Source organism: Pseudomonas sp. QC2 (assembly GCF_002859085.1).
GTDB classification, from domain to species: Bacteria; Pseudomonadota; Gammaproteobacteria; order Pseudomonadales; family Pseudomonadaceae; genus Aquipseudomonas; species Aquipseudomonas petroselini.
Genome location: NZ_PKKS01000004.1, coordinates 67,139 through 88,381, shown reverse-complemented (window position 1 = coordinate 88,381; position 21,243 = coordinate 67,139). Strand labels below are relative to the sequence as shown.

The window sequence follows — 21,243 nt, the reverse complement described above, 5'->3', positions numbered from 1 at the left end:
AGCTATGGAGCTAGTAAATTTTTTTGCGTGCGATTTTGCTGATCACCCTACTGGGCGGGCTGTGAGATCATCTACCAACATTGGCCAGCAGGCTTTTACCCCAGAGACTTTATACTGCCGCGTTGGCCTAATTTTCTGGGCGTTTTAGAGTGACCTTTGAACGTGATGGCTAGTTGTAGCTGACTTAGGCAGCAGCTCTTCATCTACTAAAGTGTAGGAATCGGATTTTGTAAGGAAATCTTGCATGAGTAATGTAGGCCAGCGTGAACGCGTCACTCAGCAACGTGTCGCCCGTTTTTTCCAGGACCAACTCGGCTGGCACCATCTTGGAGACTGGCATACGCGTGAAGGTAACCGCAATATTGAGTCAGGTCTGCTGAGTCGATGGTTACAGGAGCGCGGCATTAGCGACGCATTGATTATACGTGTTTTGCGTCAGCTGGATGTGGCCGCTGCGTTGGGTGAAGGCAAGAATCTGTATGACGCTAACAAGGCGGTTTATCAGCTATTGCGCTATGGCGTGAAAGATAAAGAAGGAGCTGGTGAGCAGAACAAAACTGTTTGGTTGATTGACTGGCAAAATCCCGAGGCTAATTACTTCGCTATCGCTGAAGAAGTATCGATCAAGGGCGAGAATAAGAAGCGCCCGGACATTGTGCTTTATGTGAATGGCATTGCTCTAGGTGTGATTGAGCTGAAGCGCTCCTCAGTCTCAGTCTCCGAAGGTATCAGGCAGAACCTGGACAATCAGAAGAAAGACTTCATACGCAATTTCTTCAGCACCCAGCAGCTGGTTATGGCTGGAAACGACACTCAAGGGCTGCGCTACGGCTCTATCGAAACGCCAGAAAAATACTACCTGGAATGGAAAGAGTCACCCACGACAGAGTCTTCCGGTTACTTGCTCGATGACCACCTAGCTTGCATGTGCAGTAAACAGCGCTTTCTACAGATTATCCATGATTTCATTGTGTTTGATGCCGGTACCAAGAAGACCTGCCGGCATAACCAATTTTTCGGTATCGAGGCGAGCAAGCCATTTTTAACTCGACGTGAGGGCGGGATCATTTGGCACACTCAGGGCTCCGGCAAGAGCTTGACCATGGTCTGGCTGGCCAAGTGGATTCGGGAAAATATTCAGAATTCACGCGTGCTGATTATCACCGATCGTACTGAGTTGGATGAGCAAATTGAGAAGGTTTTCTATGGTGTTGACGAGGAAATACTGCGTAGCAAAAGCGGTGCTGATCTGCTCGATACGCTGAATACGCCCGTACCTTGGCTGGTGTGTTCGTTGGTGCACAAGTTTGGTCGCCAGGACGAGTCCGAGAGAGAAGACTCGGCCAACGCTTTTATTGAGGAGCTGCGTAACAGCTTGCCTAAAGACTTTCGTGTCAAAGGCGATCTTTATGTGTTCGTTGACGAATGCCATCGTACTCAGTCCGGAAAGCTGCACGAGGCGATGAAGGAAATTTTGCCGGAAGCCATGTTTATCGGTTTCACTGGCACACCGTTGATGAAGAAGGACAAGAAAAAGTCGATCGAGATTTTTGGCCCCTTCATTCATACCTACAAATTCGACGAAGCGGTGGCCGATGGAGTGGTGCTTGATTTGCGCTATGAGGCGCGGGATATCGACCAGCGTGTGACTTCACAGAAGAAGGTGGATGAGTGGTTTGAGGCCAAGACACGAGGCCTGTCGAACCTTGGCAAAACACAGCTCAAGCAGAAATGGGGCTCGATGCAGAAACTGTTGTCAAGCAAGTCGAGGCTGGAGCAGATCGTCAACGACATCATGCTTGATATGGATACACGGCCGCGCCTTATGGATGGCCGGGGTAACGCCATTTTGGTGTGTGCCAGCGTTTATCAGGCGTGCAAGGTCTATGAGTTGTTCAGTGAGACAGACCTTGCTGGAAAGTGCGCCATTGTCACAAGCTACAAGCCGATAGCCTCCGAGATCAAGGGGGAAGAGACTGGCGAAGGGTTGACAGAAAAACTGGCCAAATACGAGATCTACCGGCGCATGTTGGCGAACTACTTTGACCAACCCGCCGAGCAAGCAGCCAAACGCGTTGAAGAGTTCGAAAAGCAAGTCAAACAGCGCTTCATTAATGAACCAGGACAAATGCGCCTGCTGATCGTGGTCGACAAGTTGCTTACGGGTTTTGATGCGCCGCCGGCCACCTACTTGTACATTGATAAGCAGATGACCGATCACAGCCTGTTCCAGGCAATTTGCCGGGTCAATCGCCTGGATGGTGATGACAAGGAGTACGGTTACATCATCGACTACAAGGATCTGTTTCGCTCCCTGGATAAGGCCATTACTGACTACACCGCCGGCGCTTTTGACCAGTATGACAAGGAGGATGTCGCCGGGCTGTTGAAAGATCGCTTGGTTCAGGGGCGGGAGGATCTGGATAACGCCCTAGAGGCCGTACGCGCACTCTGTGAGCCGGTAATGGCGCCGCGCAACATACAGGATTACAGACACTATTTTTGCGGTGTTTCTGGAGAGAACAAAGACGACCTGCCTGAGAAGGAGGCCTTGCGACTGGCGCTTTATCAGTTCGTGGCAAAGCTATTACGTGCCTGGGCCAATCTAGCCAACGAGATGTTTGAGGCTGGTTACAATCAGGCCCAAGAAGATGCAATCCGTGCTGATGTAATCCATTTTGAAAGGGTTCGTGATGAAGTGAAGCTCGCCAGTGGTGATTTGGTTGAGATGAAGCGATACGAACCAGCGATGCGTAAGCTGATGGATATGTATGTCAGGGCGGATGATAGTGAAATACTGATGGACTTTGAAGAGTTAGGGTTGATTGAATTGGTGGTGGAGAAGGGCGCTGCTGCTTTGGAGGATGTCTCTGAAGAACTGAGTAGAGATCCCGATGCCATGGCCGAAACCATCGAAAATAACGTACGTAAAACCATCATTGATGAAAACCCAGTTAACCCCAAGTACTATGGGCAAATGTCTGTTTTGCTTGATGAGTTGATCGAGTTGCGTAGGCAGAAGGCATTGAATTATCAAGATTATCTGGAGCAAATTCGAGACTTAGCGCGCAAGGTGATAAATCCTGGAAATAACAGACAACATCGGTATCCAGGTTCAATTGATACGTCGGCAAAGCGTGCACTGTATGACAACCTTGGCCGGGATGAGGTGCTAGCTACTCGTATAGATACCGCCGTACGACATACCAAGAAAGCTGATTGGGTCGGTGACCGATTTAAAGAGCGAGAACTGACCAATGCGGTCCGTGAGGAAAGTGCAGGTTATAACGTTGATATTCCTAATCTCATGGAGCTGATCAAGGCTCAAAAGGATTACCGCTGATGGAAGTGGTTCAGATCGGTAGCCTTGTGGTTGAACTCCATCGTAAGGCGATCAAGAACCTGCATATTAGTGTTTTGCCGCCAGAGGGCAGGGTGCGTGTCTCAGCGCCTGAGCATCTATCCGATACGGCCTTACGTACTGCAGTGATCCACCGACTAGCCTGGATTCGTAGGCAGCAGAGGGACTTCACCACGCAACCTCGGCAGACTGAGCGTAAGATGGTCTCTGGTGAAACCCATTATCTATGGGGGCGCCGCTACCGGTTGGACGTAATTGAACGTGCAGGTAAAACGGAAATTAAACTGAGTAAGACTAGAATACGATTTTTCATACGTCCGGAAGCAGGCTTGGAATCTCGTATCCGAATACTCAACGAGTGGTACCGCTGCCAGCTTAAAGAGCGAGTGCAGGTGTTGATCGGAGGCTGGCAGGAGAAATTGGGAGTGGTTCCTAGTTTCTGGGGTGTGAAAAAGATGAAAACTAAGTGGGGTAGCTGCAATACTCAAGCTAAGCGCATCTGGTTAAACCTCGAGCTCTCTAAAAAGTCTCCTGAGTGTTTAGAGTTTATACTAGTACATGAATTGGTTCATTTGCTGGAGCGGCATCATAATCACCGATTTTCAAAACTGATCGATGGGTATTTGCCACGCTGGCGAGAGAGTAGGGCCCTGCTGAATTCCTCTCCTTTGGTTTACGACAAGTGGGCGTATTAATAGCTACTAAAAATAAAGTTTGATAGAGAGAGTAGGAAGATTTTTCGCTTCCTACTCAATTTTTCCACCTGTGATTAGATAGTTTCAGTCTTTGAAATTGTATCGGTCTAGTTGGTCAGGGGGGCGAAAGACGCAGCAGCTTGATTAATAATAATACTAATAAGTGGTGAGTTAAGGGGCTAAAAGAATTTTTTGTTCAATCCCAAGAGTATCATGCCCTTGTCGAAACAAAGCGGCACGCTTTCGCAGCTACCACCCGCTTTCTTTACGCCTTGTTCCTCTACGACCGGCAGATACTTCGGTAAATCTTTATCTTCTATCTCTTTACCATCAATCGAGCAGTTAAATGTCGCAGTCGGCATGCACACCACTTCAGGTAGAGAGGTGGATGGCTCAGCGGGGGCTGATTTTGTAGGAGTATTAAAATATTTGCCTCCAAACCCAGGCCCGATTCCGTTTTTGTAAGAAACAGGATTTCCGTTGGTGTCGGTTCCCAAATACCACCCGAATGTGTAGTGATAGCTCCCCCCAGGTGCATTGCCAGCAAAACTTCCACTATTCGAGCAGATTCCTTGATCGTCGCACATCGCGTTTTGTTGGCTGCTGATGCTCTCAACACGCTTTTGCCCCTCTTTGTCCGTGTAGATGTTACTAATCCGGACCGGGGTATTTGGAACACGGCAATCCCACTCTTTAAGCCCGTAGTACTGGTCTATTCGAATTAGAGTACATGCTGCCACATCGTCTTGTGCCTGTGCCGCGCTGCCAAGGATCATCAAAAAAGGGAGTAGGGCAAGTGTAGAGCGTTTCATGGAGGTGCCTTTGTATTAGAAGTAAAAATCAGCGAAGTCTTGATGCATCTCCGAGGGAGCTGCGTTGTCTCAGAGACTCGCTGGGTGCGTAGCTCTTCTCGATACTACCAAAACGGTAGTATCGGGCGATAGACAAGCAATCACGATGCCTTTTTTGGTAAATGGGCGTGTGCATGTCAGTCTTGGGAAAGCGCATAAAACAGGCGCGCGTGCAGGCGGGCTTATCGCAAGAGCGATTGGGGTTGGACGCAGGGCTGGATGAGATGTCTGCGAGTACTCGCATGAACCGCTATGAGCTGGGAAAGCGGGTTCCAGCTCCTGATTTTGTCGAGCGTTTGAGCAAGGTGCTCAACGTACCGGCAGCATTTTTTTATGCCGTTGAGGATGATGAGGCTGAGTTGCTCGCCAAATTTCATAAGCTTGATACGCTCGGGCGCGTGGAGCTGATGAGTAAGCTTGATGAGCTGCTTGTCGCTGGGCCTTCAAACTAATTTTGCATGTGCCTTGCCTCGGCCTTCTTAGTGATGAGTTCAAATATCAGGCAAGAGAGCACTACAGCGATCAGCAATGGCCAAAAGCGCGCCAATATGAACACAAGCAAAACGGCCAATACACAGCTGGCCAGTATTCCGAAAAACACAAAAAGTAGACCGATAAAGCGTATTACGTTCATCGCGATTTCCTTCAGGAATCAAGCTGCTTGAGCTTAGAGTGCTCAAGCAGCGGTGGTGGAGAACAGCGTTAGGCTACCAATCGAAGAGCTGCGTCGAGTGCCCGTTGTTTGATGACAGCACCTTGGCCAAACCAAGCCGTGTCCATGCGGTACTCATTGCTGCGTGCCCGGCGCTCATGATCGACGTACTCGGTGACTGAGTTGAGCAAACCCCAGGCGGTGCCCTTGGCCGCTTCCAGATCGGCGCCTCGGCCGTGCCCTTCATACATGCTCAGCACTTTGTTTAAGGCGCGCTCATTTGAGAGACCCGTATGCTCAGTCTTACCGGTCTGTGCCTCACACAACACACTGCGCAGATATGCCTTGGCCTCATGGTCTTTTACGGGGCGGGCAGCGAGTGTGCGCATGCGGTACATGAAGTCGTCCCATTGCGAGACGGTAATACCCAGTTGCTGTTTGACGGTGCGAGGATCGAAGCGCGTGCTGTGTGGCACCTTGATCGCCTGGCTGGCGCCATTGATGGCAATCGTCAGTGTGTTGTTGCAAACCACGCGAATGGTGGTCGGCGTTGCGGTGGTGGCGAGTGTGCCGTCGCAGGAGGTGGCCAGCAGCAAGTAGCCATTCACCACGTCATTGCCTTTGAGCGCTGTCGATTGCCCGGTGCGCGCCAGCGCCCAGAGCTTGCGGCCACCTTTCAGCACTCCAGCGGTTTCCAGCTCATAGCCTGAGCGCTCGCTCAGATCTCGGTAAAACTCCAGCACCTCACGGGGCTGGACCACTTGGTAACGCTGTGACACGACGGACAGTGGGGCTTTGGTGTCAGAACGAAACAGCACCTTCTGTTCCGGGAAGGAGTGAATGCTGCCCATATGGCCAATAGCATCCGATTTGAAGTGAACCGGACTTTCCTGAATCTTCCAATCCATCCCGGCTTCACGTTGCCAGACTTCCAGCGGTTGTTTTTCGGTGAGACGACTGCCCAGGCCATGCCAGGGAGTCGTGCCGGTGTAAGCCATGTGTTCGATTTGATGAGCCATGTTGACGATTCCTTAGGGTGCAAGCCGGCATAAATGCTGCGCATCGCGCAGCACTTTCCGAACGTGATTAATGAGTGAGGTGAAATAGTTTAGGCTGGTAGGTTGAAGCGGTGATCGCAGAGCAAGCAGAGGTTGTGGGCGAGTACGTAACGATCTAGCGAGTCACCCAGTTGAGCGCCGAGCGCACAGCCGCTGGCACTGCCAGCTAGGCCACCGAGGATTGCGCCTGATACCGAGCCGAGGGTGATGCCGACAGGCCCGGCGACAGCGCCGATTAGCGCCCCTGCCTGACAGCCAGCAAGTGCTGCGCTGGCGCCACGAGCAGCGCCGCCGAGGGTGCCAATGGCTGCGCCAATTTTCATTGCGTGATGGAAAGAAGCAACTTTGGGGGAGTGACAGCGCGGGCAATGCAGTGACATGGTTCGAAGCTCCATGGTGGGATGTCAAAGCAGTGATGTGTGGTTGAGATTTTTTCGAATCAAATATGCGTCCGGTACGGCAGTAAACGACTCAGCGCAGCTACCAGGGAGGCTGCCCTTGCACGGAGCTCATCTACAAGATGTGTGTTTTGCCTAAGAGGTGAGTCATGGCCATTGCGGTCAGTGTTTGATACAACTACCCTGCTCATAACCGAATCATTGAACATCGACGCGCATCAGTGATAGCCAGCTCAACGACAAAAAATAATGGAGTTTTTTGATGCACTGGAAAGCTTGGCTAATCGAGCCCAGAACAAGAGCCTCAATGAATTTGTTACTTACCATTTTTATCGGATTACTATCTAGTATCTTAGCTACCCAAATAATGCCCCAGGGGCAGCTAGACTGGACGTTGATATATACAGCATCTGCGTTCTGGGCGTTAATCGTTGCCGCAGTAATGCTTTTAGGATTCCAATGGTATTGCATAGGATTTGATGAGGATGTATCCAAATTCGGTGATGCGGCGCATTGCATAGCTTACATTCGGAAGGCTCAACTCGAAGGTGCCGCGAGTCATATACGCAAGAACCCCGAACAAGCAATGCTGATGGATGCAAAAGAACTCCTTAAGAGAATGGGGATCAAATGAAAGTACTTGTGTCGAAAGAATTCCAGGAAAAGGCAGAGCGACCAGAAAACCACATTCGCTTTTCCGTCAAAAAAATGATTTCCACTTTAGAAAACCTAAATCCACCAGACTTGGAAAGAGGTGGAAACGTTCAGCGTGCGCGTGGTGTAAGCGAAGAAATATATGTGACTAGGATAGATAGCTTCCGTGTGTTCTTTACGCGCCAAAATGACAAGCTTGTGCTGCTTGATGCTGAATGGTGTAGTTAACCATGCGCTAACATCATCAACTCGAACAAGGAGTTTGACTTCGCCCCTTTTGCTTGTCTGACCTGAATATTTGCCATCTGCCAATGGCTGCCGTTCACAACGGCAGTTTTCCGCCAGAAGCGGATAGTGGTGAACTGGCCGCTAGTGCCCAGGATGGACATTCACTGATGCTTTCCAGGCGTCCTGACGTACGCCATCAGATATGCAGATTTTCAGTCCTTCTTGGAAACAAGCATTTTACTACGAGCGTCCTGCACCGGATTTGCCAACGCGAAACATACTTCATAGGCTCCTGCAGTCGATACACATAGCAATGCAGCCTGCATGTGCGCAGTCTCGGAGAGGAGAGCACGCACTACTGTCCGATCACACCGAGCGGCTTCATGTAACTGCTGAGTAGGAGCATCTTGCAGTCGAGCGTACAAGGGACTGAGGTTGGTCGCATGCGGAGATTCTAGGAGTTCCGAGTTAGCAGAGCCTGTTCGCCTTTTGGAGTCATTAGCAAACGGCAGAGGCCTGGGGTACTCTGCAGTGGGTGGCAATGGGCTACCTTTAGCGTGTGTTTGCCAAGCAGCGACTATCGCTGCGCTTAGGAGGAGCGATGAGCATAAAAGGGAACGGGAAAAAGATACCGCTAAACGTCTATTTGCTGAAAGAAAACAATGGAATCCTGTGGGGCGATAGAGACGTAATTGCTAGCCCAATAGGAGCAGGCGGTAAACCCCAGAAAATTCAGACGGAAAAGCACCCCCTCGGCCCCGAAGGGATTTACGGTACTCTCTTCATTCGGAAGCCGATACTTGAAACTACACCTGATTGGCTTGAGTTCATTGCCCAAGGGTTGAATGAGAGCGTAAAGACTAAGAGTTGGACAAATAAAAGCGTATCTGCTCTTCTCATAGTTACTCATAATTCAAGACAGTTTGCGGTCGCCTTTGGACATGGGCGGCACATGATTGAGCCGCGGTTGATTGAAGATAGATTCGGCATAAGGGTTGTGCTAAATAGCGTTTCGCCAGACAGAATTGCGTCAATTGATCGGCAGACTTTTGATGCGTCGCCAAGAATAAGCCGGACGCAAACTATAAAGGCATCCTCAGTCTCTGATTACATGATTAATGCTGAGCAGGATCTGCTGAGGGGGTTGGTAGGCTTTACAAAGCCTGAATACTCTGATGTTCTTGGGCCATTGATCGCGGGTATAGACTCCTTTAAGGCTTCAGTTCCTGCTGAACTAGCAGGGCTAGAAAAGTTTTTTACGGCGGTACTAGATAGATCTGCTTCGAAGGATTATTTGGCCCGAAGTCTCGATGGTCATAATAGCGAGTTCTCGTGGGTCGAGAATCTACTTCCTGTAAAGGACAAAAATGTTATTGAAGAACTGGAGGCGCAACTTTGGAGTGCGCTGAGATCTTCCGAAAAAAGCAATATGTGGCTTGCAATTCCCGATATTATTGACTGGAGTAACGTGGCCGGATTTTCCTATCGGGCAGAAGCCGAGGGCTCGGATATACAGGAAATTTTGGATCTTGAAAATTTTCTCGACACTTTTCGACGTGATGCGACGTTAGATACTGTTAAACGTCGTGATATTTATATGATTTACACTGATGGGCGGGTACCTGCGAGATTTAGTGCCTTCAAGTGCATATATGCTGAGATAAAGCATAAGGCTAAGTTATTTATCTTGCATGCTGGAAGCTGGTTTGGCGTAGAAGCCTCTTTCCAAGCATCTGTTGAGAAGTACTACTCTAATCTTGATAAGAAAATTTTCGCTGTCCCTTTTGTGGAATACGATCACTCCGGTGAAGGAGAATACAATGAGTACGTATGTGCTCAGGCGTCTTCCACTCATGCGATGCTTGATCGGCAGCTAATTAGATTTGGCGGTAGCTATGACAAGATTGAGGTATGTGATATTTATAAAAAGCAAGGTGATGGCGAAAGAGGGGAGTTTATCCACGTAAAGAGAGGACGAGGCTCTTCTAATCTTAGTCATTTATTTGCGCAAGGCTTAGTTGCTTCTACGCTTTTAGTTCGTGAGTCTGAATTCGTTAGGGATGTAAATAAGCAGCTAGCAAAACAAGGCTTTCCTGCACTGTCAGAGAAGTTTGAAGCTAAAGGAAATGACATCGTATATGCAATAGTTGATGGCGAAAACTCCATATGTCTAGATATCCCATTCTTTAGCAAAGTAACGCTTCAAAATTGCGGGAAAACTATAACTTCATACGGATACGGGATTAAACTCCTGCACATCCCTGAATCTGCAGCATACCGTATTAAGGTTGCTCAGAAGGAAGCAACAAAGAAGCTTAAAAAGAAAGCGACGAGTACTGTTAAAACCAAAGTTAAAAAAGGCACAGCAGGAAAAAGTACTAAAAATCCATCAGGCAGAATTAGAAGTGGAGCGAAATCAAGCGGAATCGCCCCAACGCCTAGATAAATTAATAACGTCGTGGGCTCTGGTTCTGGATGGCTGGATTACGAGCCTCGGTTTAAAGTGCTCAAAGCCGATGTTCGGCTTGTTTGGTACAGAAGTACGAATCGTAGGTAGCCCCGCAAGGAGATATCAGTGACCTCTGGGTTTATTCGCCTACTAGTTCGAGCTTTCTCAAGCAAATATCGAAGCGCACCAGATTTCGGCTCTTAGGATGGAAAGGCGCAGATCACCGCTGGAGCAGAGGGTGTAGGTGATCATGCGCGCGGGTGGGTCATGGCTTGTGAATTTACGCAGTGATAGCTAACACTCGATTGTCCACTTCTGATTGCTGCCTTTGGCCAACGGCATCTCTGTGTTGGAAGTCGCCGTGGGGTCATCGTATCGCAACAACTTTTTTATCTCTATTTTCTCGGATAGCTGACACCGACAGGTTTCCGGTAGCAGCTTCCTGGATATGGTCACTCCACCAGGCCATCATTGGGCGTCTGCGGTCGATGTACTCCGCTCGGTTATAAGCACTACGCACCTCATCTTTATCGACGTGGGCAAGTGCTACCTCGATCAACTCCGGGTCCCAGCCATGCTCGTTGAGGATGGTACTAGCCATTGATCGCATGCCATGACTTACCAGGCGCCCTTCGAAGCCCATTCGCTTTAGGGCCATGTTGGCGGTCTGGCTGTTGCAGTGGGTGCGAGGATCTCGGTCTGCCGGGAACACGTACTCTCGATACCCACTGTAGGGTTTCATAACTTCTAGAATCGCCAAAGCCTGCTCTGTGAGCGGAATAATGTGTATTCGACGTTTCTTCATGCGCTCAGCCGGTATCGTCCAGATCTTCTTCTCGAAGTCGATATCATCCCAGCGCGATGTGGCCGCCTCGGCTGGCCGAGTCATGGTGTGAAGTTGCCACTCAATCAGGCAGCGCGTAGTTCTTTTGATGCTGGCGTTGGCAACTGTCACCATGAGCTCCTTCAGCTCATCGGGCGCAAGGGCCGCCATGTTTGTCTTTTTGGGTTTTTTGAAGACAGAACGGATTCCGGTCAGCGGGTTCGCGTGAATCAATCCCGAGTTGACACCGTAGGTCATGATTTCATTGAGTCGCTGGGTTAAGCGTTTAACAGTTTCGAGACTGCCCTTCGTTTCAAGGGGGCGAAGTAAAGTGATGACCTTAGGAGCGCTGATAGCTGATATTGGGGTCGTGCCCAGGTTAGGGAAAACGTGCAGCGTGAGGGAGCGCCAAATATCCTCGGCATAAGCTGGAGTGACTGAATCCTTTTTGAGCTTGAACCACTCTGTCGAGATATTTTCGAAGGTGTGTTCCGTTGCTGCTTTTTTTGCGTGCCGCTCGGCGTCGCGCTTCTCTTTAGGGTCCAGCCCTTGGGCAACGAGCTCTCTCGCTTCCACCGTTCTCTTGCGTGCTTGAGCCAGGCTGATCTCAGGAAAGGTACCCAATCCCATATTTATCCGCTTTTTCGTCTCGGGATGGATGTAGTTGAAATTCCACAGCTTAGAGCCATTAATTCTCACTCGCATCTGAAGGCCATTGCCATCCGTGAGGATATAGTCCTTTTCCTTGGCTTTTGCGGCTTTCACTTTTAGGTCTGAAAGGCGCGTGGCTTGGGCCCCCATGGTGTATTCCAGTGCTATTTATGTATTCCAAAAAATAGCAGGTGAGAGCCTGGAATACCACTTGGAATACACGAAATCGTAGATGGTCTCGGGCGTTGATGGATGCTCTAGGACGCTAAGCCCTTGTATTCACTGGATTTCAGGCACAAAAAAAGACGTCCGTGGACGTCTTTAGATGTTGAAGTGGTGGAGCCGGGGGGATTTGAACCCCCGTCCGCCAGTACTCCGCTGTCGGTACTACATGCGTAGCCGTTTCTATTAAGTTAACCCTCAGCGACCCGAAGGGCAGGGTGCTTTGGGCGAGTTGTGTAAGTTTTAGCCGCTTCGTCCACAACGTACTGCACGGCGATTCTGTTCTATATGACAATCACTTTGGGTTTACAGACATCCCCTGGTGATTGCTGGACCCGAAGGTACCAGAAGCTCAGGGCTAAGGCTGCTTACGCAGCGAGAGCGAATTCCTGGCCGTAGTTTTCGTCATTGGCAACTATAAGAAGTTGCAACAGTGGATTTACGAGTTCTGTTACCAACTCGGCATGCACCTAAAGTTTCGCGACCGGCGTCGAATCCTAAACGGCCCCGTGCTTGTAACTCGTTGTTTCTTAGTGAGTGACAAGCCTGTGCAGTGTACGCCAAACGGTCACGGAAGGCCAACCCGAAGGTTTGCCTTCCGCGACGGAGCAGCCTATTGACCGCCTTTTTCGCTGTTCTGCAGGTCTTGCAGTGCCTTCGAGGTGATCTCGATGCACTTTTTGTCATCGCCTGCGGCGTGGGCCGCTTTGGCCTGGGAGACGGCGGTGTCGATCTCGCCGCTTTTACCGCTGGTGTCAGTGGCGAGCAGCGCTTTACCGTTGTTGATTTTGTCCAGATTGATTTTGCACAGATCGGGCTCGCCCGCAGCGAACACAGGCGAAGCCAACATCGCAGCGGTAACGAACAAGCCAGCAAGAGCGGAACGCTTCATAGGGTATCTCCTTGCGCAAAGGGGCTCGACGCTGCTGGCGTTGAACGGCTGCCAGCGACATCACGGATGAGCCTCGTTTGTCGAGGCCTATGCAGATGACTGCGCCGGCGCGCAGGGGTTCTGTTTTTTTGCAGGATCATTTTTGCTGGATCAGTGTGCGCGGGCCTGGGTGACACGGTCCACCAGGTAGACCAAGCCGTGATAATCAATGCCGCCATGCTGGCTCAGGCCGATCTCGCAGGTGCGGCTGGTGGAGATGCCTTCGCTGCAATATTGCACCGCGTCCTTGAGCGTGCGCAGTGAGTGGGCGTTGAGCTCCGGCGTGGTGAAGCCTTTGTCGCCGGCAAAACCGCAGCAATGAATGCCCTCCGGGATGACCACGGTGTTGGAGCAGCGTCGGGCCAGGTCGATCAGGGCCTGGCTTTCGCCCAGGTGCTGGGTGCTGCAGGTGACGTGCACGGCGATCGGCGCTTCCTGGGGCGTGAAGTCGAGGCGATCCATCAGGTGGGTGCGGATAAAACGCACGGGGTCGTAAAGATCCAGGCGGGTTTCGCCCAGGTCCTGTACCAGGCGCAGGGTGCAGGGGCTGGTGTCGCAGTAGATCGGATCGAGCCCTCCACGGCTGGCGTGCAGCAGCGCGCCGATCAGTTCCTGGCGCTTGTGTTCGGCCTGTTCGGCATAGCCTTTGGAGGCGAAAGGCTGGCCGCAGCACAGGCTGTCCTGATTGTCGGGAAACACGACTTGGTAACCGGCTTTTTCCAACAGATTGCGGGTTTTGTCATACAGCGACATCTGTTCCTTATCCCCCGCCGCCGGGCCCATGGTGCGTGACACGCAGGCGGCCAGGTAGACCACACGTGGCCGCTCGTCCGTCACGGCCGGGCTGAAGCGAATGGCTTTTTCCGGCTGCGGCATGGCAGGGGTCCATTGCGGAATCTGTCCCTTGGACAGCTTGGTCACGCTGGCCGACAGCTTCGCCAGGCGAGGCGCGCCCAGCAGCATGCGCGCGCCATTGGCCACATGCAGCGTAAAGCGCGCGCCTTGCAGTGCAGTGGCGAAATGAGTGGCGAGCCATTCGGCCGTTTTCGTACGGTCGGCGTCGCGGCTGCGCAGTTTTTTCACCAGGTCGCCGGTATTGATTCCCACGGGGCAGCGTTGGGCGCACAGGCCGGTGGCAGCGCAGGTGTCGATGCCCTGGTAGTGATAGGCGGCTTCCAGCTCAGTGGTGTCGACACCGGCGCGTTTTTTTGCCTGGATATCGCGCCAGATCACGATGCGTTGGCGTGGGCTCAGGGTCAGGCCTTTCGACGGGCACACTGGCTCGCAGAAGCCGCATTCGATGCACTTATCCACAAGCTCATCGGCGGCGGGCAGCGGCTTGAGGTGCTTGAGGTGAATGTGTGGGTCTTCGCTGAGCACCACGTCCGGATTGAGGATGCCGTTGGGGTCGAGTAGCCGCTTGAGTTGCCACATCAATTGATAGGCGTCGCTGCCCCATTCCAGCTCGACAAACGGCGCCATATTGCGGCCGGTGCCGTGTTCGGCTTTCAACGAGCCCCCAAACTCCACCGCCACCAATTGCGCCACGTCGTCCATGAACGCTTGGTAGCGTGTGACTTCTTCCGCGCTGTTGAAGCCTTGAGTGAACACGAAGTGCAGATTGCCTTCCAGTGCGTGTCCGAAAAGTATCGCTTCGTCGTAGTGATGTTTGTCGAACAGTTCGATCAAGCGGTTGACGCCGATTGCCAGTTGCTCAACCGGGAAGGTCACGTCCTCGATGATCACGGTGGTGCCGGTTTTGCGCACGGCACCGACGGCCGGGAAGGTGTCTTTGCGGATTGCCCACAGGCGGGCGTTTTCCACGGGGTCTTCGGTGAAATCGACCTGCTTCTCTACCGGGAATTGGGCCAGGGAGGCCATGATCAGCGCCAGTTGCTCATGCAGCAAGGGCGACGACGCCGCGCGGGATTCGATCAACAGGGCGCAGGCAGTTTCCGATAGCTGCTGTACGAACGCGGGCATGCCCGGCTTGTTCTGTACCGAGCGCAGGCTGCGACGGTCCAGTAACTCGACGGCCGAGACCGGTTGGGTTTTAAGGACGCTCACTGCGTTGCAGCAGGTCTCGACGTCCGGAAACACAATCAACGCCGATGCTTTGTTCGGGTGATCGATCACGGTGTCGTAGGTGACCGCGCTGATAAAACCAAGAGTGCCCTCGGAGCCCACTAGCAGGTGGCTGAGGATATCCAGTGGCTCATCAAAATCCACCAAGGCGTTGAGTGACAGGCCGGTGGTATTTTTCAGACGGTATTTGTGGCGTATTTTTGCCGCCAGCTCAGCATTCGCCCGGGTTTCGCGGCCCAGTGTCGCCAGGCGTTCAAGCAGCGGCCCGTGCTGTTCACGAAACGCCTTAACGCTGGCCGCGTCTTCGGTGTCCACGCGACTGCCGTCAGCCAGTACGAGGCGAATCCCGGCCAAGGTGTTATAGGTATTCTGCGCCGTGCCGCAGCACATGCCGCTGGCGTTATTGGCGACGATGCCGCCGATTTTGCAGGCGTTGATCGACGCCGGGTCCGGCCCGATCTTGCGCCCGAACGGTGCCAGCCACGCATTCGCCTGAGCGCCGATGACACCGGGCTGCAGGCGGATTTGTGTGCCTTGCCCACGGATTTCGCGGCCGTTCCAGTTGTCGCCCAGTACGATCAGCACTGAATCGCTGATGGCTTGCCCGGACAGGCTGGTGCCCGCAGCGCGGAAGGTTACCGGTACGCGGTCGCGCTGAGCGAGTTGCAGCAGCGTAACGACTTCGTCCTCCGATTCCACGCGGATCACCAACTGTGGGATCAGTCGGTAAAAGCTGGCGTCGGTGCCGAAAGCGAGGGTGGAAAGCGCGTCGTCGAAACGCCGATCTTTCGGGATCAAGTGTGCGACGTCGCTCAGGAAAGCAGCAGGCAGGCTCATCGGTCCTCCAGAAATAGCTGACGCCGGAATCGTATCCGGCGTCGATTCTTACCCTATTGCGTGCAGGTCTCAGTGCACCAGCATACCGGTGAACCAGTAGGCCTGGGCCAGGGTGATCAGCCCGACGATCGTGGCAAAGAACAGGCTGTGCTTGAGGGTAAAGCGGAACAGGTCGGATTCCTTGCCTACCAAGCCAGTGGCGGCGCACGCCACGGCGATCGATTGAGGCGAGATCATTTTGCCGGTGACGCCGCCGCTGGTATTCGCCGCGACCAGCAGCGTGTCGTTCACGCCGATCTGATGCGCGGTGGTGGCCTGCAGCGAGCTGAACAGGGCGTTGGACGAGGTATCAGAACCTGTCAGGAAAACGCCCAGCCACCCGAGGAAAGGCGAGAAGAACGGGAAGGCTGCACCGGTGCCGGCCAATACCAGCGCCATGGTCGACGACATGCCGGAGTAATTGGTGACGAATGCGAACGCCAACACCATGCCAATGGACAGGATGGGCCAGCGAAGTTCATAGAAGGTCTCTTTTAAAGTGGTAAGACCAGTTTTAATGTTGATCTTAAGCACCAGCATAGAGATCAATGCAGAGAAGAAAATCGCGGTGCCGGTCGCGGAAATCGGGTCCAGCTTGAACACAGCCGGGATCGCGGTGGGGTTGGTCACGATGGGTGCGACCTTGATCACCATTTGGTCCAAGTGCGGAATCGCGAAGTTGAACACCCAGCTGTACATCGAGCCGCCGGCGGCGAACATCGCCTTGAACGGTTTGAGCGTCCAGATCGTCACCAGCACGGTAAGGATCAGGAACGGTGACCAAGCCTTGAAAATCTGCACCAGGCTGTAGGGCGAGACAACCGTGTTGCGTGGCAGGCCGAAACCGCCGGCACTGGCGGTGACTGCCGCGCTGGAAGTGGCGCCGGCAATCTGTGCGCCAGCGGTGCGCTTGGGTTGCCACACTTTCAGGAACAGGGTCAGGGAAATCAGGCTGGCAAGGGCCGAGGTGATATCCGGCAGTTCAGGGCCGATGAAGTTGGACGTGAAGTACTGGGTGATGGCAAAGCTCAAGCCCGCTACCAGCGCCGCCGGCCAGGTTTCACGCACGCCGCGCAGGCCGTCCATCATGAACACCAGCCAGAACGGTACGAACAGCGACAGCAGCGGCAGTTGGCGGCCCGTCATGGCGCCGATCTTGAACGCATCAATGCCGGTCACTTGACCCGCAACGATGATCGGGATACCCAATGCGCCAAAGGCCACCGGTGCGGTGTTGGCAATCAGGCACAGACCCGCGGCGTACAGCGGGTTGAAACCGAGGCCGACCAGCAGTGCGGCGGTGATTGCCACGGGGGCGCCGAAACCGGCCGCACCTTCCAGGAAGGCGCCGAAACAGAAGCCGATCAGCAGCACTTGCAGGCGCTGGTCGTCAGTGATCGACAGCACCGAGCTGCGAATGATCTCGAACTGGCCGCTCTTGACCGTGAGTTTGTAGAGGAACACCGCGGCGACAATGATCCACGCGATAGGCCACAGGCCGTAGGCAAAGCCATAACCGGCGGCGGCCAGTGCCATGTCCACCGGCATCTTAAAGGCAAAGATCGCCACTAGGATCGACAGCGCCAAGGTGATGCTGCCGGCCACGTGGCCTTTGAGGCGAAACACGGCCAGGGCCAGGAAGAAGAATACGATCGGAATGACGGCCGCTAATGCGGACAGGCCGAGGCTGCCGAGCGGGCTGTAGAGCTGTTGCCAGGTTTGCATATGGGGTGGCCCCTGATTGTTGTTGTTTGGTCAGCTTGGATAATTGGTAATACCAATTTACAATCGCTGTGGGCTAGGTTAAAAGGCTTCAGGGCGGTGTGTCAATTTGCCGCTCGCGAAACTTTGGTCGTAGGTGGGTGGGCGACGGATCTGAGCGGATAAATCGAAGGCGTTCTGATAGGTGCTGCTAGTGCGGCGATAGGCCAGAATAGAGGGCCCGGCGAGTGGTCGGGATGGTGGAGAGTGAGTTATGGGGTTTGATCAGGTGCGTCAGCGCCGTTTGTCCGACGATATCGTCGAGCAGCTTGAGGGCATGATCCTTGAGGGCACGCTGAAGTCGGGCGAGCGCTTGCCCGCCGAGCGCGCTTTGGCTGAGCAGTTTGGTGTGTCGCGTCCGTCTTTGCGGGAGGCAATCCAGAAATTGGCGGCCAAAGGTTTGCTCGTCAGTCGTCAGGGGGGTGGTAACTACGTGGCGGAGTCCTTGGGCTCCACGTTCAGTGATCCGCTGCTCCACCTGTTGGAGAATAATCCCGAGGTCCAGCGTGATCTTCTGGAGTTCCGCCAGACCCTTGAAGCCTCTTGCGCCTATTACGCGGCGCTACGTGCCACCGAGGTCGATCGCGAACGACTTACGGCGGCTTTCGAAGCGCTCCAAGACTGCTACACCCGCTCCGATGAAGTGAGCCGAGCTGAAGAGGGGGCGGCGGATGCCAGGTTTCACTTGGCTATCGCCGAAGCCAGCCACAATGCCGTGTTGCTGCACACCATTCGCGGTCTGTTCGACCTGCTGAAGCGTAACGTGGTGACCAACATCGGGGGGATGTATCAACAGCGTACGGAAACCCGCGACATGCTGATCAGTCAGCACAGGGATTTGTACCTGGCGATTATCGAAGGGCGTGCCGAGCAGGCGCGGGAAGTTTCAACGCGTCATCTGCTGTATGTGCAGGAAGTGTTGGAGGAGGTTCGTCAGGAGGTTCAGCGCGTGGCGCGTGCGGAGCGGCGCAAGGGCCTGTAGCCGAGGGAGGCTCCCAGGGCTACAGGTTTGCAAGGATCAGTCTTCCTTGCCCTTGTTGCGCACGGCGCGATGCAGCTCGCGATTGGAATCGCGCTCGCGCTCGGTATCACGCTTGTCGTATTCCTTCTTGCCTTTGCCCAGCGCGATCTCGCATTTGACCAGGTGCTTGCTCCAGTACCAGGACAGGCAGATACAGGCATAGCCTTTCTGCTGTACGGCGGCGGCAAGCTTTTCCAGTTCGCGTGCATTGAGCAGCAGCTTGCGCGTGCGCACCGGGTCAGCAATCACGTGGGTGCTCGCGGTAGTCAGCGGGGTGATGTGACTGCCCAGCAGCCATGCCTCGCCATCTTTGAGCAGCACATAGCTGTCGACCAGTTGCAGCTTGCTGGCGCGCAGACTCTTTACTTCCCAGCCGGCCAGGACCAGACCAGCCTCGAACCGATGTTCGATGAAGTAATCGTGTCGCGCCTTTTTATTTTGCGCGATGGTCCCTGTGGGGTGTTTCTTTTGTTTAGCCATAGGGGCGGCATTATAGGGAGTTGCGAGCGTGTCGGCTACGGTCAACCTGCGTGCTTGAGCGTGTTCGACGAATCCCGGACAATGCGGGCAGTTCTCTGGTTTTTTTCTTTCGCGGATCGGGCTGTTCTTTCGCGATGTTTGCCGCTCAGCTGTGGAAATAACGCACACATGACGACGCATATTCAACGTTCAGCGCTGCTGCCTTATCCGGCTCAGGCGCTCTATGACCTGGTCAACGACGTGGCGCGTTACCCGGAATTCCTGCCGTGGTGCTCGAAGGCCGAGGTGCTGGAAAGCGGTGATGAGTACATGGTCGCCAGTGTTGGGGTCGCGAAAGGCGGCCTTAGCCAGCACTTTGTGACGCGTAATGCGCTGGTGCCTGGGAAATCCATCGAAATGAATCTGCAGGAAGGCCCGTTCACCCAGCTGCATGGGGTGTGGGTATTCAAGGCGCTGACGGATAAGGCCTGCAAAATCAGCCTTGACCTTTCCTTTGATTACGCCGGGCCTATCGTGCGAGCAACGCTGGGCCCCTTGTTCAATCAGGCAGCTAATACGCTGGTGGATGCATTTTGCCAGCGGGCCAAACAACTGCATGGTTGAGATTGAAGTGGTGTATGCGGCCGTGGATCGCCAGGTTCTGCTGGCGATGAAGGTGGTGGCGGGCACCAGCCTGCGCGCGGCGGTGCGGGCGTCAGGTATCGCAGCGCAGTTTCCTGAGCTGGATCTTGCTGGCTGCCCTTTGGGCATATTCGGCAAGGTGGTTGCGGATGCTGAGGTGCGTGCCGTGCAAGCAGGTGATCGTATTGAGATTTACCGGCCGTTGCTGGCGGACCCAAAAGAGGTGCGCCGACTGCGCGCGGCCAAGGCTGCGCGGGCTAAACAGCAGGGCTCATAGGCTCGCCAAATGGCACGCAACAAAAAGCCCGGCGTGCCGGGCTTTTTGTTGAGCGACGCAAACTTACTGCGGGCTGGTGTCCAGAGGCTGTGGTGTCGGGACGGGAACTGTTTCCACGCCGTCGACGTCTTTCTGGATCTTGTCGAGCAGGGAGCCTGGCTTGGCCGGTACTTCCGACTTCTGCTTTTCACCTTCCTGCGCAGGCGCGGTCACGTTAGTGCCGTTATCCTTGCCGAGCAGGGCTTCATCACGACTCACGCCGGGCATGAAGTCGCCGGACAGGCTGACAAGCTGGTCGTTGCCATTGAAGATGACACTGACGCGCTCCTGTTGGCGTTCACCGCCACCTGGCTGCAGGCTGTAGAGGTAATCCCAGCGATCGGCATGGAAAGTGTCGGTCAGCAGGGGGTTACCCATGATAAACCGTACTTGCCGTCGGGTCATTCCGGGGCGTAACTGGTCTATCATGTCCTGCGTGACGACATTGCCCTGCTGGATGTCGATTTTGTAAACCCCGGGGAATGAACAACCGGCGAGTGCGAGCAGTCCCACAAAGGTGAAACTGGTTAGCAAGAGCTTGGTGTTTTGCATCGGTGGGCGACTTCCACTATCTTGGCTGGGACAACGTAAACGCCGATCATACCCGTATTAAGAGAAGCTGCGAAGCAGCATCCGCGAGAAAGCTAACCATGGTTGAAAATAGCGAACTACGCAAAGCCGGTCTTAAAGTGACTCTGCCACGAGTCAAGATTCTACAAATGCTCGATTCTGCTGAGCAGCGCCACATGAGTGCCGAGGATGTTTACAAGGCGCTGATGGAGTCTAACGAGGACGTCGGCCTGGCCACGGTTTACCGTGTGCTGACCCAGTTTGAAGCCGCAGGGCTGGTGGTTCGTCATAATTTCGACGGCGGTCATGCAGTGTTCGAATTGGCTGACGGTGGTCATCACGACCATATGGTTGACCTGGATACCAATGAGGTTATCGAGTTCACCAGCCCGGAAATCGAGGCGCTTCAGCATAAGATTGCCGAGGAGCATGGCTTCGATTTGGTCGACCATAATCTGGTTCTGTACATCCGTAAGAAAAAGTAAAAATCGCTGCAGATTCGCTCTGCAAAACGATTGAAGGCGACCTTAGGGTCGCCTT

Annotated in this window: 19 protein-coding genes and 1 other RNA gene; 10 read left to right on the top strand and 10 right to left on the bottom strand. The window is 53.7% G+C overall.

Annotated elements, in window-relative coordinates; translation table 11 throughout:
* Window positions 1–244: 244 nt before the first annotated feature.
* A complete protein-coding gene (locus tag QCBJ_RS04245; RefSeq protein ID WP_102060193.1) occupies window positions 245–3,343 on the top strand; it encodes a type I restriction endonuclease subunit R in 3,099 nt (1,032 codons plus the stop codon).
* Entirely contained in the window at window positions 3,343–4,056 is a 714-nt protein-coding gene (locus tag QCBJ_RS04240; protein WP_102060192.1) for a M48 family metallopeptidase, read from the top strand. The genes QCBJ_RS04245 and QCBJ_RS04240 overlap by 1 nt, the downstream gene beginning before the upstream one ends.
* A 179-nt stretch (window positions 4,057–4,235) precedes the next feature.
* Here QCBJ_RS04240 and QCBJ_RS30000 read toward each other — a convergent pair whose 3' ends face one another.
* A complete protein-coding gene (locus QCBJ_RS30000; protein WP_145994220.1) occupies window positions 4,236–4,868 on the bottom strand; it encodes a hypothetical protein in 633 nt (210 codons plus the stop codon).
* Between the two features lie 161 nt (window positions 4,869–5,029).
* Between QCBJ_RS30000 and QCBJ_RS04235 the strand changes: the two genes are divergently transcribed.
* Window positions 5,030–5,359, top strand: coding sequence for a helix-turn-helix domain-containing protein (locus tag QCBJ_RS04235; protein WP_371916650.1), 330 nt, complete (start codon window positions 5,030–5,032; stop codon window positions 5,357–5,359).
* Window positions 5,360–5,609: 250 nt separating this feature from the next.
* Here the strand turns inward: QCBJ_RS04235 and QCBJ_RS04225 are convergent, their stop codons facing one another.
* Both QCBJ_RS04225 and QCBJ_RS30300 read right to left on the bottom strand, forming a co-directional pair.
* Window positions 5,610–6,578 carry a DUF932 domain-containing protein gene (locus tag QCBJ_RS04225; RefSeq protein WP_102060190.1) on the bottom strand — a complete coding sequence of 323 codons (969 nt, stop codon included), beginning with the start codon at window positions 6,576–6,578 and terminating at the stop codon, window positions 5,610–5,612.
* Between the two features lie 89 nt (window positions 6,579–6,667).
* On the bottom strand, window positions 6,668–6,997 hold the full coding sequence (locus QCBJ_RS30300) for a hypothetical protein (protein WP_102060189.1): 330 nt from the start codon (window positions 6,995–6,997) through the stop codon (window positions 6,668–6,670).
* A 325-nt stretch (window positions 6,998–7,322) separates the two neighbouring features.
* Here QCBJ_RS30300 and QCBJ_RS04215 point away from each other — a divergent pair, with 325 nt between their 5' ends.
* The 3 genes from QCBJ_RS04215 (at window position 7,323) to QCBJ_RS04210 (ending at window position 10,343) form a co-directional block, all read left to right on the top strand.
* Window positions 7,323–7,649, top strand: coding sequence for a hypothetical protein (locus QCBJ_RS04215; protein ID WP_145994219.1), 327 nt, complete (start codon window positions 7,323–7,325; stop codon window positions 7,647–7,649).
* Window positions 7,646–7,897: a hypothetical protein gene (locus QCBJ_RS29995; RefSeq protein ID WP_145994218.1), complete on the top strand. Its 252-nt coding sequence runs from the start codon at window positions 7,646–7,648 to the stop codon at window positions 7,895–7,897. Before QCBJ_RS04215 ends, QCBJ_RS29995 begins: the two co-directional genes overlap by 4 nt.
* A 601-nt stretch (window positions 7,898–8,498) precedes the next feature.
* Entirely contained in the window at window positions 8,499–10,343 is a 1,845-nt protein-coding gene (locus tag QCBJ_RS04210; RefSeq protein WP_102060187.1) for a DUF6119 family protein, read from the top strand.
* Between the two features lie 370 nt (window positions 10,344–10,713).
* On the opposite strand, the gene QCBJ_RS04205 is transcribed toward QCBJ_RS04210, so the two are convergent.
* The 5 genes from QCBJ_RS04205 to QCBJ_RS04185 form a co-directional block, all read right to left on the bottom strand.
* Window positions 10,714–11,970, bottom strand: a complete 1,257-nt coding sequence (locus QCBJ_RS04205) for an integrase domain-containing protein (protein WP_102060186.1) — start codon at window positions 11,968–11,970, stop codon at window positions 10,714–10,716.
* A gap of 184 nt (window positions 11,971–12,154) precedes the next feature.
* Window positions 12,155–12,551, bottom strand: a transfer-messenger RNA (tmRNA) gene (gene ssrA / locus QCBJ_RS04200).
* Between the two features lie 104 nt (window positions 12,552–12,655).
* Complete coding sequence (locus QCBJ_RS04195) at window positions 12,656–12,934, bottom strand: hypothetical protein (protein WP_034107093.1); 279 nt, start codon at window positions 12,932–12,934, stop codon at window positions 12,656–12,658.
* A 150-nt stretch (window positions 12,935–13,084) separates the two neighbouring features.
* Window positions 13,085–15,895 carry an FAD-binding and (Fe-S)-binding domain-containing protein gene (locus tag QCBJ_RS04190; RefSeq protein WP_102060185.1) on the bottom strand — a complete coding sequence of 937 codons (2,811 nt, stop codon included), beginning with the start codon at window positions 15,893–15,895 and terminating at the stop codon, window positions 13,085–13,087.
* Between the two features lie 69 nt (window positions 15,896–15,964).
* Complete coding sequence (locus tag QCBJ_RS04185; protein WP_015885938.1) at window positions 15,965–17,659, bottom strand: lactate permease LctP family transporter; 1,695 nt, start codon at window positions 17,657–17,659, stop codon at window positions 15,965–15,967.
* A gap of 250 nt (window positions 17,660–17,909) precedes the next feature.
* On the opposite strand from QCBJ_RS04185, the gene QCBJ_RS04180 reads away from it, so the two are divergent.
* Window positions 17,910–18,677, top strand: a complete 768-nt coding sequence (locus QCBJ_RS04180; RefSeq protein ID WP_015885937.1) for an FCD domain-containing protein — start codon at window positions 17,910–17,912, stop codon at window positions 18,675–18,677.
* A gap of 36 nt (window positions 18,678–18,713) precedes the next feature.
* On the opposite strand, the gene smpB is transcribed toward QCBJ_RS04180, so the two are convergent.
* Window positions 18,714–19,196, bottom strand: a complete 483-nt coding sequence (smpB, locus tag QCBJ_RS04175; protein ID WP_003235073.1) for an SsrA-binding protein SmpB — start codon at window positions 19,194–19,196, stop codon at window positions 18,714–18,716.
* Between the two features lie 168 nt (window positions 19,197–19,364).
* On the opposite strand from smpB, the gene QCBJ_RS04170 reads away from it, so the two are divergent.
* Window positions 19,365–19,799 (top strand): type II toxin-antitoxin system RatA family toxin, encoded by a 435-nt coding sequence (locus QCBJ_RS04170; RefSeq protein ID WP_015885936.1) that lies wholly within the window; start codon window positions 19,365–19,367, stop codon window positions 19,797–19,799.
* A complete protein-coding gene (locus QCBJ_RS04165; protein ID WP_102060184.1) occupies window positions 19,792–20,094 on the top strand; it encodes an RnfH family protein in 303 nt (100 codons plus the stop codon). The genes QCBJ_RS04170 and QCBJ_RS04165 overlap by 8 nt, the downstream gene beginning before the upstream one ends.
* A gap of 63 nt (window positions 20,095–20,157) precedes the next feature.
* On the opposite strand, the gene QCBJ_RS04160 is transcribed toward QCBJ_RS04165, so the two are convergent.
* A complete protein-coding gene (locus QCBJ_RS04160; protein WP_015885934.1) occupies window positions 20,158–20,685 on the bottom strand; it encodes an outer membrane protein assembly factor BamE in 528 nt (175 codons plus the stop codon).
* 98 nt (window positions 20,686–20,783) lie between these two features.
* On the opposite strand from QCBJ_RS04160, the gene fur reads away from it, so the two are divergent.
* Window positions 20,784–21,188 carry a ferric iron uptake transcriptional regulator gene (fur, locus tag QCBJ_RS04155; RefSeq protein ID WP_003194220.1) on the top strand — a complete coding sequence of 135 codons (405 nt, stop codon included), beginning with the start codon at window positions 20,784–20,786 and terminating at the stop codon, window positions 21,186–21,188.
* Window positions 21,189–21,243 lie beyond the last annotated feature (55 nt).